Source organism: Maritimibacter alkaliphilus HTCC2654 (genome assembly GCF_000152805.1).
GTDB classification, from domain to species: Bacteria; Pseudomonadota; Alphaproteobacteria; order Rhodobacterales; family Rhodobacteraceae; genus Maritimibacter; species Maritimibacter alkaliphilus.
Genome location: NZ_CH902578.1, coordinates 2988981 through 3003339 on the forward strand (window position 1 = coordinate 2988981; position 14359 = coordinate 3003339).

A 14359-nucleotide genomic window follows, 5' to 3' on the forward strand; every position below is an offset into this window, starting at 1 on the left:
CTGGGGGCGACCACTTGAGCCGCCCTCAGGTTGGAAAGGTCTCGGACGCCTTAGGAGCCGGCGTTCTTGTAAAGACCCTCCCAGGCCAGGGCCTTGGCGGCCGCGTCGAGGCGCACCTTGAACTCGGTGCCATCGACCGTCCAACCGTCCTGCTGATCGAGGAAGGGCAGCGCGATGCCGTCCAAGTAGCTGACCTCGATCGTGTCGAACCGGCTCGGATCGGCGGCGAGGAACCATGCGTCGCCAGAGATCCGGGCATCGAAGATCGGCTTGGCCGCGTCGCGCACCGTGTTGTAGGCGCGCGGCATCTTCGCGGTGCCAACCTTGTCGGTGTCATCCGGCGCATACTCGCTGTTGAGCGCCTGCAGCACCGCCGAGCGATTGTTGGGCCCGGCGATCAGGAAGGCCGCCGGGATGTTCAGCGCGGTCGCGTTGCCTCCCCGGTCCTTCTGGGTGGCCATTGCGGTGATGCCCGCATTGATCGTGGCCTCGCCGGGCAGACCTGCCGACCCAGCAAGGTTCGCATGGTCAGCATGGAAGAGGGCGGTGCCATCCGACATGTCCGGGTTGCCGGTCAAGATCGCAAAGACCAGATCGCCGACGGTGCGGCGTGCCGCGCGGCCCATCTTCATCGGAATCCGGCTGAAGGCGTCGAGATCGTCGTTGATGATGGTCTGGCGGGTGAGGGCGAAGAGGCGGCCGTAGGTCGCGAGCACGACGCTCTCACCGTGATCGCCGATCGTGCCATGCTTAAACTCGGCACCTTCCGGCACCTCGGTCAGCGACGGGAAGGCATCGAGGCCGACGCGCTTGGTCGGCTTGAAGTCGCCCAGCGTCCCGGTCGAGGTGAACTGTTCGAAGGTCTCCTCGGTCTCTTCGAACCCCTTCACCATCGACTTGTTGGCGAAATCGGCGAGGATGTTGCCGAAGTCGCTCGTGGAGTGCATGCCGCCCGACGCACCCGCGGGCGAGAAGGCCGCACCGGCAAGTGCCATTGCACCGCCCTGAACACTGATGCCGCGTGCCGTGAGCGAGGCCCGCGCCATCTCGCGCAGCTGCATCCCGGTGAACTCGTTGCGCTCGCCACCATCGAGCCCAACACGGGCGTAGAGCGCCTTGGTGATGCCTTCCGTGGTCCGGTCGACGACGTCGCCCGTCACCTTGGCCGTCGGCGTGCCACCATTGATGTCGCCGCCATCCTGAGCTTTGGCCGCTTTCTCGTCGAGGATCTTGTCGTAGGCGGCCTCAAGGCTCACACCGTCCGAGATCAGTTTCTGTCCGAAGCTCGACGGGAGCCCCGCCTGAGCGACCTTCGCGGTGATCTTCGAGGCTCGTTCGCGTTCCGCTTGTACGGCCTCTTCAGCGGACGGCACGGGCGCCGTCGCGGTCTTTGCCTTCTGCTCTTCAGCGTCCGGCTTGGTGACATCTTTCGTCATGTCAGTCTCCTTGGATGAAGGGGCCTCCGCCCCGGTTTCGCAGCCGGGGCTGCAATCTTCGGCGAGGACCGTTTCGAGGTCCTGCAGCTGAATGGTTTCGCCCTGAAGCGTCACGGGCCCGCCCAGATCGTCGATGTGCTCCTCGATCCAGGTCGTGAGGGCCGCGACGTCGGTGATGGAACTGGCAACGAGAGAGACACCCGTTGCGACACGCCCCGCCGCCATCGCGGCCGCGGCGGCAGGTCCCGCGCTCACCGCACCGGATCTGGCCGGCGGGTTGAGCTTTTCGACCAACGCCTCGAATGCAGCGCGCGCCTCGATCACCTCGTCCGCCAGCCCGTACCTCAAGGCATCCAGCCCGGTGAAGACGCCGGCCTCGAGCTTCATCGCGCCTTGCGCTGTGATCTTGCCGCGACGGCCTTGCTCGACCGCTTCAGCGAATGCGAGCCACATCGCGTCGTTCTCCTGCTGGATCCGATCGCGCACTTCGCCTTTGAGATGCTGGTACGGGTTGCCGTCGACTTTGTGCTTGCCCGAATGGATCAGCGTCACGTTCACACCGGCATTTTCGAGCTGCGTCTGATAGTCGGCATGGATCACCACCACGCCAATCGACCCAGCCTTCCCGAACGGCGGGATCGTCACGCGATCCGCTTGTGATGCGAGCGCATAGCCGGCCGACAGCGCGTATTCCGCGAGGAAGGCGTAGACCGGCTTTTTCTCCCGGGCCGCGCGAATGTCGGCCATCAGTTCGAAGATGCCAGCCGCTTCACCTCCGAAACTGTCGACTTCCATGGCGATCGCGCGGACGGTCTCGTCTTCGGCCGCCGCGCGGATCTGCGCACTCAGCCCTTCGTAGCTGGTCATGCCCGAGCTTTCGCCGACGAAAGACCCACGCCGAACGAGCGTGCCCGTCACCGGAATGACCGCAACCCCCTGCACGTTGAGATAGGCCGCGTGTTTCTTGACCCCGCGATAGAGGCTTCCCCCGATTATCGAGGCGGCCTCCGGACGCGCCTCCCAGCGGTCGGCGGACGGCTGAACACCGTGCAAGTCGAGAGCGACGTCGCCCATCTCGAGGAACCGGGGGCCAAGAGCCTGAATGATCACGGCAGCTTTCTCTGGGTCGATCATGAGCGGAGTGTTGAACACCTTCGCGGCGATCTGTGCGGTCGGGGCCATGTCAGGTTCCTTTCGTGTCAGTGGCAGCGGGTGCAGGGTCGTGTTTGTCGGTGCTGTAGCCGACGCTCGCAGCCTTGGCGGCAGCGCGTTCTTCGGCGATCTCGGCCTCGACCTTCAGGGGATCCTTGCCCCGCTCGCGCAGCTTGCTGCGGCGGCTCGCCAGGCCCGCCTCGATCTCTGCCTTGTCGGCATTCGCATCCTTCGAAGGATCCACCACCGGGCGAGCCGGCGGGGTCCAGCGGATCTCGTAACTGTCCGGATCCAGGTCGGCGACATCTTGCACGGCCTCTTCGATCCAAGCCGCGAACCGGTCACAGACTTGCGCGATCATCAGGTTCTGCTGCCAGTCCCGGATGTTCGGGTCCGTCGCCATCCGCCCCGCCCGATGCGAGGTGTAGTTGGACTGGCTCGTGTCCCCGGTGAACTGGTCATAGGTGAGCCCCAGCGCCGAGGCGATCGTGCGTTCGGTCACGCGCATGAACGGCTCGTAACCTTCGACGGTCGGCGGATCTGTGAAGTCGATCTCATCCTCGTCGCCGATGTTCAGAACCGAACCGGGCGCCAGCTCGCCAAGGTCGGTCGGTGTCTCCGAAGTCTTCCAGATGGCGGCGAACATGGCCGCGACTTCCTGTCGCTTCACCTGTCCGTCCTGGTACTTCTGAAGCTCGTGCAGGAGCGTCACCACCGGAGCGAACCAGCTCACACCGCGCTGCTGCCCCGGCCGCAAGGGATCGAACGCATGGATGATGTTCTCTGCGAGGATTCGTTTCGTGGGCGGCATGGCCCCCCAGCGGCTGCCGGGATGCTCCGCGAAGATATGGTATGCCACGCGGCGACCGATAGCGTCGAACTCAATGCCTTGGATGGCCGTATTCCCGTTCGCGAGCTTTCCGTCGATCTGCGCGTTCAGGAAATCGGCTTCCAGGACCTGCACCTGAAAGTTCAGCGGAAAGCCGTCCGATGTCCGGCGGAAACGGCGACGAAACAGAACCTCACCATCCGTGACGATCGTACCAAACCCGAGCGCCTGCTGGCCCAGCATCGTAAGGCGGCCATCGACATCCCAGTTGCGGGTCAGGCAGTGTCTTCGGATGAGCCGGTCGACCTCGTCGCGCGCCGCCGTATCGTCGTCTTCAGTATGGACAGACGGCAAGATGCCTGCGCCGACTACGTGGTTGATCAGCTGACGCCGGCCCCGCACGGCGCGAGGATTATTGCGGAGCATGTCGCGGGACATCCAGCTCAGGCGCGAGCGGTCGGCGCGTCCTGCTTCGATGGCGTCGGTCCGGTTGAACCGGAAATCCGAGGCGCGCGTTGTGCGGCCGGCCCCGTCATAGTGCCCGGACATCGAGGTCAGGGCACGGCGCTGCGATAGGGCCATCTCTCGTTGGAAGGCGAGACGGGGCGCGAAGGCTGCGATGATGTCGTTCACGCGGCTCGCGAGGGGCGGTTGTGCCGGGGCTTTCCTGCTCATCGCCAGCCACTCTTCGTTGTCGGCACCTGAATCCGTGTCGTGGCGGAGAGGCCAAGGTCCTCCATGATCTTGCGTTCGATGCGCTGCATCTCGGACAGACTGCGGAACTCGACGCGCTCGCCGTTCATCTGGACGCTGCGCGCACCCTTCGAGATCGCCGACCGAATGGCGGCGAGGTCTGTTTCGGTATAGTCGGCCATGAAGGCTCCCTGTCAGAATAGTCGGCGCGGCACGCGCCGCGTCGGCAGCGCATGCAGTTCGGCGGTGCCCGGTTCGGTTGCCTCAGCCGGGACGGCGTGACGGTTCTGCTCGCCACCGATCGCCCAGTCGGGCGGCGTGTCGAAGTTGATCTTCTTCAGGCCCAGCTGCTCGGCGACGACTCGCGCCATGACCGAGAGGTCGAAACTTTCGTTGCGGACGACGCCCGGTTTCTTTTCCCAGACGTTCTTGGCGTTCCGGAACTCAGACACGAACTCTTCGATCCTGTCGTCGGTCATCCAGCGAGGGATGATCAGCCCGCCGGCGGCCGAACTCCCGCGGCTCAGCATCGCGAACACCGACTCTTTCACCCGGTCGGTCGCGAAGTTCAGGATCTTGATCGAGCGACCCTTGCCTCCGCCAGACTTGCGCTCGGGGGTCGCCAGCCAGAGACGCGAGGCCTGCTTGCCACCATTGCCCCTCGTCACGAACCAGCGCCGGCCGTAGCCCTCTTTCTTGCGGGCCTTCCAGAAGGCCTCGGCATTGTCGGAGACCCCGGGCTGCCCCTGAAAGTCCACGTTTAGCCCAGCGGCGCGCAGGCCGTATTGGGCGCCGTCGACCGGCCAGACCCGCGTGCTGAGCGCGTCGAGCACCGCCCAGTCCTCGATGTATTTGCCGGGGTCGAGCGTCCGGCCGTTTCCATCTTCGTCACGCTCCGCATTCGGCGCATCCGCCGACGGCTGGGTGATGTCGAAGCGGTCCACCACCTGGGCGCAAGATCCGTCACCCCAGGCCGTGACCTGAACCGCGAAATATGTGCCCTGCACGTCGATCGAGACGGTGATGAACCGTGTCCACGCCGGGGCGATCCCGCGTGCAAGGTCGTGACCCTCGTCGCGCAGGAAGGCGACGCCGATCTCTTCGGTTTCGCCCTGCTTCGGGCAGAACGGAACACCGATCTCCGTGTAATGGACCGTCGCCAGGTCGGTATGATCGTCCAGCTGCTCGGCCCGCCGCCGAGCTTCCTCGTAGTTGGCGACCAGATCACGCCAGCTGGCAAAGGTCGCGGCCGCGCCATTGAGCGCGTAGCTCACGACGTCCGTCTTGCGGATCCCGGTGTCGCCAAGCGCGACCACCGTGCCGTCCGGTCCCTCATGGCGCCAGCCGCCGCGCCCCGCGAGTGCAGCACGGTTCAAGGTCATCTTGTGACGATGCGCGATCAGGCTCCCGCAATGAGGGCATTCCATCTCGGCGTGGTCGCCGGCGTCGCCGGGATCCAGTGCATCGTCATAGTGCAGTCGATCAAACCGAGGCTCGAACTCGCCAGCGCAATCGGGACATTCCTAGTGCCAACGGGCCCGCGTGCCCTGATTGTAGAGCGGCACGATCCCGCCACCGACGGGCGGCATCTCGTGCGGCGCCGTTGGCGATGGTCGCCAGCTCGGGTCTATCACCTGATAGGCAGGGCTGCTCTCGACCAGGACGAGGCCCCGGCTCAGGTAGGATTTCACCCGCTGCAGCCCCATCCGGTAAGGCGTTCCTTCGGGATTGTCCTTGCCGCCGAGCACGGCCGGATGGTGATCATAGTCGGTGAAGAGGACCATCTTGTAGGTCCCGCCCGAAAGCATCGTCGGCGTTGGGTATCCGATTGTGAGCCGCATACCCCGGAAACGCTTCCGGCTGAATGTGTCGTCGTCACGGGCACGCCCCAGCCGGTCCCTGATCACCGGGCTGTTCTGGATCAGCGGGTTCAGCTTCTCCTCAACCCACTTGTCGCGGTCGCTCTTCGACATGTGCACGATCAGGATCGGGTTGGGATCGCAGATCGGCGCATGCAGAGCCGTGGTCTGCAACATCATCGTCTTGCCGGACTGCGACGGACCGACGAACACGACCGTCTTGAACCGGCGCGACTGCGTGATGTCGCTTGGCTCGACCATGTAGGGCGTCACGCTCCTGTCGTAGCTTTGCCAAGCCCCTTGCGCCTGCACCCGGATGTAGCGCTCGGCCGCATCCGTGACCGTGATCCGGCTCGGTGGATCCATGACCGGCAGCGCGTCGGACAAGATGTCTTCCGGGGTCCTGAGTGGCGGCAGTGGCGCGAAGGCGCCAAGGCTGCCGATCGCCGCGTCGGTCATTTGCACCATCAGACGCCCATCTCTCCCTGGTCGCCGACGATCGCCCCCACGACGCCGGCCCGCCGCCCGTCGATCAGTTCCTGGAACTTGACCCGTGACTGGATCAGGACCTCGTCGGCTCGGCGCTGGATCTTGTCGACCTCAGCGGGATCGAGACCGAACTCCATCTCGCAGAAATCGGCGAGCGTGGTTGCCGATTTCTTGAACTCGTCGATCATCAGCTCGAAGAGCTCTTCGACGCGAGAGGCGCGCACCAACTCGCCGCGCAACTCTGCAGCCCGGTTTCGGGCATAGTCGGCATCCGCCTCGTCCTTCACCTGCCGCGCCGTCAGGAAGGACTCGGGGTCGGTCCCGTCATCGGCATTGCGAAAGAGGAGCGCCAGCTGGGCCGCAGAACGGCTCGCCTCGTCTTTTGCCAACTGCTCGGCATCGTTACGCGCCATGCGCCAGGCGTAGCAGTCGGCGAGCCGGAACTTGTATTCGCGACCGTTCCCACCCACCTCGAGCACCGGTAGCGGGTTCTCGAGATCTTGCAGCCACTTCGTGATCGTCGGTTCGCTCACATCCATCGCCTGGGCGAGCTGGTAGCGATTGACCGGCGTATCCTTGATGTGGTCTGGCAACGGGAACTTCGCCCGCAGCTCGGCCAGATCCTTCTCGGTCATCCTTGCCTCTTGCCTGTCTCACTGCTGCCGACCTCACCGGGACAACAACAACAACCTCAAAACGAACCCCCCGAAACCTAATCTCACCCAATTCCAACGGGGCGCGAATAACCCGCATGCGGGCGCCATGAGGAAGGACCCGTCGCCTATTTCGCTGTCGCAAGCGCGTGCTGCAGCCAGCGGTAGAAGTTGGCTTCGAACGTCTCGCGCGACCTACGGACCGCGACTTCCTCGAACTTAAATCGCGGCGTGTACGTCGGCACCGCGGTGGTGAAGTGCATCACCTTGCGCAACGTCCGCTTGCCGCGCCTTTCCCAGATCCCAGGCGAGAGCTTCGATCCGGGGCGCGGCACGAAGTACTGCGCCCGAGACGGCGCGCGCATGCGTGATCTCGCGGTCGTGTTCTGTTGCCGGTCCAGCTGAACCTGTACGGCGGCGATTACGCGGCTCACCATCGCGGGGGACATGTTGCCAGCCGCTGTCAGTCTCATGCCCGCCGCTGGTGTCACGGCGACGATCTGTCCTGCGTACTTCAGCCGGTATCCCATCGCGCGCTCAAGCCCCGTCTGCGGTCGCGCGCCACCCTCGGCTTGCACTTCAAGGTAGAAGCGGCGACCGACTGCAGACTTGCGCTCGACCGTAGCGACGAGGTTCGACTTCGACGAGCGCTCGACCCGAAAGGCGTTGAGCGTCCACCTGGTCGGTCGGTCGAATACCGAGACCATGTGCAGCCTCTCGGCTTCGATCACATCCCTGGCCGTGTCGTTCAATGCCCTTGAAAGGGCGTAGGGGATTTGCCGGGCCTGCACGTCGTCCAACTGACGCACTAGCCTTTCGATGTTCCCTGAGATCGAGATCATGGCGTTCCCAAACGAGAAGCGCCCGAGGCTGGGTCTCAGCTTCGGGCGCAGTTCGGTTCGCAGGCAAGATGTCAATAGATTGGGAATGAGGTCAAGCTTTATCTTTCCAAGGCTCGCGCCGCGGCATCGCGTCGGTCAGCCGAAAGGCCGATAGGCTGCGGCCTATCGACAGGCAATGACGCAGCTCTAGCAAGGCTGACCACCACTGAAGATAGGCGCGCCGTGCCCGACCAACGTCGACGGCTGTGCCCGTGTATGTGACCGGGCAGACATACCCGTACTTGTCCGACAACCAGGTCGAAGGCCATCGGCCCGGCCCCGTCCAGTATTCCCGCTCGGCATATGTGCCCGTCTTGTGGCGACGCCACCCACGCGGCGCGCACCGTGCCACGGCACTAGGCATGCAGTCCGGCATCCGGCCAGTGCGGGCACACTCGGCAATGGTGATCGCCATGCCAGCACCACCGTAAGCTTCAGGCAGCACGGTCAGGGCGGCCGCAACGATGTCGGCGTCAGGGTGCGGGTCCGACCGGCCGCCGCCGTCGGGGCGGCACCCGAGCCGGGCCTGCTCGATCAGGATCCACTCGATCCCGACGTTGTACCGCATCCCGACCTCATCGAAGTTGAGGCTCGCCCCTTCCACCTGGAACGCCCACTGCACCAGATCCCAGATCCCGACATCAACAACCGCACCGCGCCTCGGTCTGGCCAAGCCGTCCTTCGGTTCAAACGTCTCACTGTCCCAATTCCGCACCGCCATCATGTCGGACCTCTATATTTGGTGGGGTCTGCGCCCCGTTCTACAACCTGTTGTTTCTCGTCTGGTTCATCAGGGAGGGTAGGGAGGATCAAGGTGGTTTCATGGGAGGATAGGGCGCGAACCAAGAGGAAGCATAAGGCCCTGAAAAAGCGAGGAAAACGCAACGCTGTGGGAGGGTAGGGAGGATAGGGAGGCAAAAACCTACCCAAACCATGTGAGGCAACTTTCCCCCAGACCCCGGTTCATATCTCGCACGTGCGTAGGTCGGAAACATCCTCCCTAGCCTCCCTACCCTCCCACGCCCGACTGGTAAGCCCATAAGATTGCGAGACATTCCCCCAGACCCCGGAGCGGGCGTTATCCTCCCACGAGCGGCTCAATCCTCCCAACCCTCCCGTACATCCGATGGATCGGGGTCGGGGGTTGCGACTTCACCGCGCAGGAAACCGCCCCGATGATCGCGTGGAGCATTGTCGAGGTCGCGTGCAAACACTTCGGTCAGCCGGATCCCGTCATAGAACACGGTCGACGCCTTGCGCTTGGTGAAGCTCTGGCCGCCGTTGGGATGTCGCCATCGCTCGGCCTTGTCGGACAGGCGGCGTGAGACCGTTGTCGGTTTCCAGGCGCCCTGTCCGTTCTTCATGAGCCAGAAGGTGAAGGCCTCGACGAGCCGAGAGCTCGTGACCGTGTCCTCGGGGCGACCAGTCACCACGGTGCAGGTCGCAAGGAAGTCACCGACGGGATCCTGTTCGGCGCGGAACTCGGCCGTCGCCGCGACCACCGCATCGGGCGGCGACAGACCGATCTCCTGGAACTGGTTCAGACCCACGATCAGCCACTGGAAGATGCCATCGCGCTCCTCCCAAAGCTTGTCGACGAGGTGCGGATCCCGCTCGGCCACGGGGATCTGTTCCGTGAACGGGACCATGAGGAAGCGTCGCCAGATCCCATCGTCCGTTCCGCGAATGTCCGGCTTGTGGTTCCCCGACATCGTGAGTTTGAACTTGGGTAACACCACGATGAAGTCGGAGTGCAAGGCGCGGACGAGGATCGGTTCGCCGCCGGTCCATTCCTTGATTAGCCCCTCCTGAAGCCGCATCCCCTCGTCAGGCTCAGACGTCCGCACATGGCGCGAGCCAATAAGCGGAATGAGGTCTGGCGTCGCGTCGCCACCGCCGCGTCGGTTCGTCCCGGTCAGGCTTTCGATCCGAGCCGTGGCGCCGTAGTCACCCAGCACGCGCGAGATGATATCGACCAGCACCGATTTGCCGTTCGCACCCGAGCCAAAGAGGAACACCATGTTCTGCAGCGGCTCGGCCGTCATGGCGACGCCAAACCATCGCTGAAGGAACGCCCGTATGTCAGGGTCAGGCAGCACCCGAGTGAGGAACTTTTCGAATCCGGGGGCAGTCGCGTCAGGGTCGTACTCGACCGGCATGATTTTGGTCAGTCGTTGCTCGCGGGCGTGGGGCACGAGATCGACCTGCGCATAGCGGATCTTGCGACCGTCGTCGGTCGGCTCTTCGGTCACCCTCGACTGGACGACGCCCGACAAGCAGTTGACGTCGAAAGGGGCCGCGTCGAGCTGCTCGAGCGGGACCGCGAGCGAGGTCTGACTTTCGGCGACCATGTGATCGATCGGACCGGAATTACCTGCCTGCACCGCCTTTCGACGGCGGGCGGCGCGGCGCTCCGACAGTTTCTTCTTCGCCTCAGAAATCCGGTCCAGCTTCAATCTCAGCTCGGTTAGTTCGGTGGCCTGGTCTGAGCTTCGATCCTTGGCGGGTATGGCCTCGATCTCGACACGCCGCAGGACCAACACGTCCTCTTCTGCGATCAGGTCCATTTGAACCTGCGGCAGTCTCAGGTAATCGAGCTCTTCGAGGATCAGCGGCCCGATCTGTTGCGCACGACGCCGGACCTCGAGCTCGTCGGGATCCGCCTGCCACACGGCGCCGGTCCAGGTGAACCAGCCAACACGCGGCACGAACATAAGGTCGTCTCCAAAGTGGATGATGAACCGCTGCCCATTGCCATAGTCGTTTTCGCTCTGCTGGCTCGCCAGATAGACGGGATCGACCGGATCCTCGGGAGGCGGCGGCGCGCCTGCATCATCCGGGGTGCGGGGCGGTTGGCCCCCATCCATCGGCTCGACCCGCTCGGGCTTGTCGAACGCTTCGCGCACGTCCTTAGTGCTCACTCCCCCACCTCCTCGATCAGGCGCTCAAGACCGGCAACCGTCTCGGCGTAGTGTCCAGCGTGCTCACCGGCGGTCTTCGTGCGTTCGCACTTGCGGTCACGCAGTTCGCGGTAAAACGCGAGGCGTGAGCCGAGCTCTTCGACCGGGAACCGGTCGGAATGGATCGGACCCTCGATGACCACGTCGCGACCGTCAGTGGTCAGGGAGACGGTCTTCGTCATCGGCCTGCGCCTCCTCAATCAGCATGTCGTTCAGATCCTTGCCCGGCTTGGCCGTGACGATCTCGCCCGTCAGGCCCGGCACGAGTGCCATTGCCCGGCGCAGACCGGATTCCAGCTTGGCGCGGGTCATGGCCGGGTGACTGTCGCCGTCCATCACGAAGATGAAGCGCTTGATCCACGGCGGCGGCACGAATGCCTCGCCGTCGGTCATGTCGGGGATCCCTGACCAGCGCGGGGCGCCGGGGGTCGGATCCTTGACCATGATGCCGGACAGGTTGCCCAGATCGACGCCCGCCCAATAGGCCGCGCCCTGGATCGGTGCGCCGCGCATGGCCGAGAAGGTCGTTTCGATGCCTTCGCCCATGATCAAGGTGTGGCACCCTTGGGCCGAGGTTAGCCGGATCGCGGCGCCCTTTTTCGATCCGCGCACGAGTTTGGCGGGCTGTTCCTCGCCGTAGTAGAGGATCTTGGCCTTTTTGCCGGGGTTATCCGGGTCGATCCACGTCTGGTGAACGGCCGTGATCCGGTTGTCCGGCGACAGGACCGCCGCGATCATCGCAGGGCCAGTGTGCAGGGAACGAACCTGGCCGTCGATCTTCTTGGCGTAGGTGTGCCGGGCGAGATAGCGGATCGTCGGGGGAAAGCGTTTCAGGGGCAGGCCGCGCCCTGCGAGATAATCGGCGACCGGTGTGCCGGCCGGGTCGACCGCCTGTTGCCAGATCCGCTTGCCATCCTCGATTGCCTTGCGCCGAAACCGTGCGGCATCGGCCAAGCGTTTGCGCTCGGCGGCCTCGGCCCGCGCCCTACGCCGCGCCCGTTCGGCGTCCGAGATCTGCACCGCGGTCTCGCCGATCATCCAGTCGATCGCCGCGCCAAAATCACAGGCCAGAACGTGACGGACCAGGTTCACGCCGCCCCCGTTCGCACCGCAGCTGCGGCAGTTGAAAACGCCCTTGGCCGCGTTGATCGCAAATCGATCCGTGCCGCCACAAGCGGGGCAGGGACCGACCAACTCGCCAGACTGGCGCTTGAGGTTCGGGATCTGCAGCCGTTCCACCAGCTCGCCAATCGGCAGGGCCTTGGCCTGCGCCTTGCGGTCCTCGATCACGGCATTGAGCGCAGCCTTGGCCTCCGCCTCGTTCCCACCGTGGGATGCCAGGAGGTCGCGATATGTGGCCCGCATATCCATCAGCGCCCGCAATCCGCACGGCGTTGCCAGTCATACTCGGGAGGATCCTCGACCTGCGCGGGGAACTGGGCCTGCACCCAATCGACAAGCGCAGCACCGGCTCGGGCCTGGTCGCCACATGCGATTCCGTCGAGGTAGAACCTGACCGCCTCGGACGCATCGTCATCAAGGCGCAGCGGGTCGCCCAGTAGCAGGATCGACAGCGCGATCCCGTCGCGCGGCGTGGCACGGCCGTCCTTGGCTTTCATCCCGGCCGCGAGGGCGGCCATCGGGAAAGAGAACGGGCGCGACGACATCAGGCGGCACCTTCAGCGCCGAATTTGTCGGTCTGGTTGCCCCATGCACGCCAGCCTGGGCGGGTCTGTCGGGAAAAGAGCTCGATCCGTGGCACGTCGGGCAAGAGCGCCTCGGCGGCCGCAAAAGCCTCGTCGGGCTTGCGGGAATGCTCGCGGGCGACCGCTTCGATCGTGATCGCGCTCTTGGGCCAGTCGCCCTCAAACAGATCAATGTCGCAGTAGGTCGGGATCGTCGAGCGGGTCGACCGGGTCGCCTTCGGCTTGCCGCGCTTTCCGATCAGAAACGGTTCGTTCGACGAGCGCAGGACATATCCGGTTCCGAACGCCACCTTGCCGTGCACCGTGCGCTTGACCCAGGTGCCGGCCGTCGCGAACTCGAAATCCCAAGCGTCGAGCACCTCGAACGCCTCGCGCAACATCGGGTTCGTGGCCCAAAGCCATAGGAGGCAATTGTCGGCCGCGAGCACTTCGACGGGTAGTGACTTGATCCAGTCGAGCGAGGTGCACTCGTAGTGCGCCGTCGCGTTCTTACCCTCGCCCTTGGCCGAGAAATTCTCGAACCGCCAGGGCGGGTCGGCCATGATCAGGCCGAACCCGCCGCCGGGGCGCAGATTCGCAAACTGTTGGACGACGTTCGCGGTCATCCGCGCCATCCCATCCGCTCGATCGCGTCGCAGACCTGTTCGGCCTGGTGCGGCAGATCATGCATGAGCTCGGCTGTCGATTTGATCAACCAGGCGCGGCATTCCGGCCAGCCATCGCCATAGAGCACGTGCGGCGCATGGTGCGCGGCCCACATATAGGCGTCGAGCCGATCCGCGAACTTGAGCCAGACGCGGTCGTACTCCGCCAGGTATTCCGGTGCGATCAGGTCGTCCCAAATGTCGCGCGCGGCGTTGGCTTCTATTTCTGCAAGCCGGATCGCAAACTCCCGATCGGCATCTTTGGTCGGAGCCTTAACGTCGCCGACGACGCTTTCGCCGTCGTCGTGCGTGAGGGCTTCTCGAATCAGCACGAACGAGGGGTTCGGATGTAGGGCGATCAAGATCCGCGCGACACGGGCCGAGTGACCATCGATCCGGTCGCAGGTATGTGCGAGGTCTGGGTTCATATGCCAGCGGCGCACGAACCCGGCGCGAAAGATGGCGACCAGATCAGGCATCGTCGTCCCCGATCCCAAGCAGCTGCTCGCCCTCGATTTTCGCCTTGGCAAAGGCCTCGTCATCGCCCTCGCGTGCCGCCATGATCAGATCAACAAGGATCTCGGTTGCGCGATCTACCATGTGCGCGGTCGCTTTGGCGATCCGCTCGACCTCCTCGTCGTCGAAGGTCCCGTTCAACGTCAAATCAGTCATGCCGCACCGCCTTTCAAATCGGCCGGGGCGTGACCTTCGCCACCTGGGGAAGTGTTTGCCGCGAGGGGCGCCCCGGCCTCCAGGCGGGGCTGCAACACCGCCCGGTTCTGATTGAGAAAATGGATCGCGTCGGCCTCACCCATGGAGGGAGAAGGGATCGCCAGGCGCTGCATCGGACGGGCACGCGTCCCGACCGGTGGTTCTGAATGAGTAGAGCGGCACGCCGCAGCGCACCCGTCCGCCCCAACGGATGCACCTCGGGGCGGGACAGACGCAGTTGCCGCGACTTTCCATTGGGCACTCAAACCTGCCCCCCAGGTTTGAGGACCAGACCCGCGCGCTGGCGAAGCGCAACGACCAGCAGCGCGTTGATGTCGGATTTGAA

The 14359-nt window shown here is 64.5% G+C and carries 14 protein-coding genes and 1 pseudogene; all 15 read right to left on the reverse strand.

The window, feature by feature from the left end:
- Positions 1-50: 50 nt before the first annotated feature.
- Positions 51-2618 carry a S49 family peptidase gene (locus tag RB2654_RS22495; RefSeq protein WP_008333599.1) on the reverse strand — a complete coding sequence of 856 codons (2568 nt, stop codon included), beginning with the start codon at positions 2616-2618 and terminating at the stop codon, positions 51-53.
- 1 nt (position 2619) lies between these two features.
- Positions 2620-4050, reverse strand: a complete 1431-nt coding sequence (locus RB2654_RS15580) for a phage portal protein (protein WP_040885078.1) — start codon at positions 4048-4050, stop codon at positions 2620-2622.
- Between the two features lie 38 nt (positions 4051-4088).
- Positions 4089-4292 carry a phage head-tail joining protein gene (locus RB2654_RS15585; protein WP_008333603.1) on the reverse strand — a complete coding sequence of 68 codons (204 nt, stop codon included), beginning with the start codon at positions 4290-4292 and terminating at the stop codon, positions 4089-4091.
- A 12-nt stretch (positions 4293-4304) separates the two neighbouring features.
- Entirely contained in the window at positions 4305-5492 is a 1188-nt protein-coding gene (locus RB2654_RS24085) for a terminase gpA endonuclease subunit (RefSeq protein WP_008333605.1), read from the reverse strand.
- Positions 5484-6437 (reverse strand): annotated as a pseudogene (locus tag RB2654_RS24090) (phage terminase large subunit family protein); the annotation flags it as partial. The gene RB2654_RS24085 and the pseudogene RB2654_RS24090, both read right to left, overlap by 9 nt.
- Positions 6437-7093, reverse strand: a complete 657-nt coding sequence (locus tag RB2654_RS15595) for a DUF1441 family protein (RefSeq protein ID WP_008333609.1) — start codon at positions 7091-7093, stop codon at positions 6437-6439. The gene RB2654_RS15595 and the pseudogene RB2654_RS24090, both read right to left, overlap by 1 nt.
- Positions 7094-7239: 146 nt before the next feature.
- Complete coding sequence (locus tag RB2654_RS15600) at positions 7240-7953, reverse strand: hypothetical protein (RefSeq protein ID WP_008333611.1); 714 nt, start codon at positions 7951-7953, stop codon at positions 7240-7242.
- A 91-nt stretch (positions 7954-8044) separates the two neighbouring features.
- The gene (locus tag RB2654_RS15605) at positions 8045-8716 is read right to left on the reverse strand and encodes a hypothetical protein (protein WP_008333613.1); all 672 of its coding nucleotides are present in this window, start codon (positions 8714-8716) and stop codon (positions 8045-8047) included.
- Between the two features lie 373 nt (positions 8717-9089).
- On the reverse strand, positions 9090-10913 hold the full coding sequence (locus RB2654_RS15610; protein ID WP_148912687.1) for a DNA primase family protein: 1824 nt from the start codon (positions 10911-10913) through the stop codon (positions 9090-9092).
- Positions 10910-11134, reverse strand: coding sequence for a hypothetical protein (locus RB2654_RS15615; RefSeq protein WP_008333615.1), 225 nt, complete (start codon positions 11132-11134; stop codon positions 10910-10912). Before RB2654_RS15615 ends, RB2654_RS15610 begins: the two co-directional genes overlap by 4 nt.
- A complete protein-coding gene (locus RB2654_RS15620; RefSeq protein ID WP_085986937.1) occupies positions 11106-12317 on the reverse strand; it encodes a DUF7146 domain-containing protein in 1212 nt (403 codons plus the stop codon). The genes RB2654_RS15615 and RB2654_RS15620 overlap by 29 nt, the downstream gene beginning before the upstream one ends.
- Before the next feature lie 5 nt (positions 12318-12322).
- The gene (locus tag RB2654_RS15625; RefSeq protein ID WP_008333617.1) at positions 12323-12619 is read right to left on the reverse strand and encodes a hypothetical protein; all 297 of its coding nucleotides are present in this window, start codon (positions 12617-12619) and stop codon (positions 12323-12325) included.
- Positions 12619-13263: an MT-A70 family methyltransferase gene (locus tag RB2654_RS15630; protein ID WP_040885762.1), complete on the reverse strand. Its 645-nt coding sequence runs from the start codon at positions 13261-13263 to the stop codon at positions 12619-12621. Before RB2654_RS15630 ends, RB2654_RS15625 begins: the two co-directional genes overlap by 1 nt.
- Positions 13260-13781 carry a YfbR-like 5'-deoxynucleotidase gene (locus tag RB2654_RS15635; RefSeq protein ID WP_008333626.1) on the reverse strand — a complete coding sequence of 174 codons (522 nt, stop codon included), beginning with the start codon at positions 13779-13781 and terminating at the stop codon, positions 13260-13262. Before RB2654_RS15635 ends, RB2654_RS15630 begins: the two co-directional genes overlap by 4 nt.
- A complete protein-coding gene (locus RB2654_RS15640) occupies positions 13774-13974 on the reverse strand; it encodes a hypothetical protein (RefSeq protein WP_008333628.1) in 201 nt (66 codons plus the stop codon). The genes RB2654_RS15635 and RB2654_RS15640 overlap by 8 nt, the downstream gene beginning before the upstream one ends.
- Between the last annotated feature and the right edge of the window lie 385 nt (positions 13975-14359).

Excerpts from the sequence above, each read along its gene's own strand:
- RB2654_RS24085 (WP_008333605.1), bottom strand. The coding sequence starts at position 5,492 with ATGACCTTGAACCGTGCTGCACTCGCGGGGCGCGGCGGCTGGCGCCAT.
- RB2654_RS15615 (WP_008333615.1), bottom strand. The coding sequence starts at position 11,134 with ATGACGAAGACCGTCTCCCTGACCACTGACGGTCGCGACGTGGTCATC.
- RB2654_RS15605 (WP_008333613.1), bottom strand. The coding sequence starts at position 8,716 with ATGATGGCGGTGCGGAATTGGGACAGTGAGACGTTTGAACCGAAGGAC.
- RB2654_RS15640 (WP_008333628.1), bottom strand. The coding sequence starts at position 13,974 with ATGACTGATTTGACGTTGAACGGGACCTTCGACGACGAGGAGGTCGAG.
- RB2654_RS15600 (WP_008333611.1), bottom strand. The coding sequence starts at position 7,953 with ATGATCTCGATCTCAGGGAACATCGAAAGGCTAGTGCGTCAGTTGGAC.
- RB2654_RS15630 (WP_040885762.1), bottom strand. The coding sequence starts at position 13,263 with ATGACCGCGAACGTCGTCCAACAGTTTGCGAATCTGCGCCCCGGCGGC.
- RB2654_RS15595 (WP_008333609.1), bottom strand. The coding sequence starts at position 7,093 with ATGACCGAGAAGGATCTGGCCGAGCTGCGGGCGAAGTTCCCGTTGCCA.
- RB2654_RS15585 (WP_008333603.1), bottom strand. The coding sequence starts at position 4,292 with ATGGCCGACTATACCGAAACAGACCTCGCCGCCATTCGGTCGGCGATC.
- RB2654_RS15635 (WP_008333626.1), bottom strand. The coding sequence starts at position 13,781 with ATGCCTGATCTGGTCGCCATCTTTCGCGCCGGGTTCGTGCGCCGCTGG.
- RB2654_RS22495 (WP_008333599.1), bottom strand. The coding sequence starts at position 2,618 with ATGGCCCCGACCGCACAGATCGCCGCGAAGGTGTTCAACACTCCGCTC.
- RB2654_RS15625 (WP_008333617.1), bottom strand. The coding sequence starts at position 12,619 with ATGTCGTCGCGCCCGTTCTCTTTCCCGATGGCCGCCCTCGCGGCCGGG.
- RB2654_RS15620 (WP_085986937.1), bottom strand. The coding sequence starts at position 12,317 with ATGCGGGCCACATATCGCGACCTCCTGGCATCCCACGGTGGGAACGAG.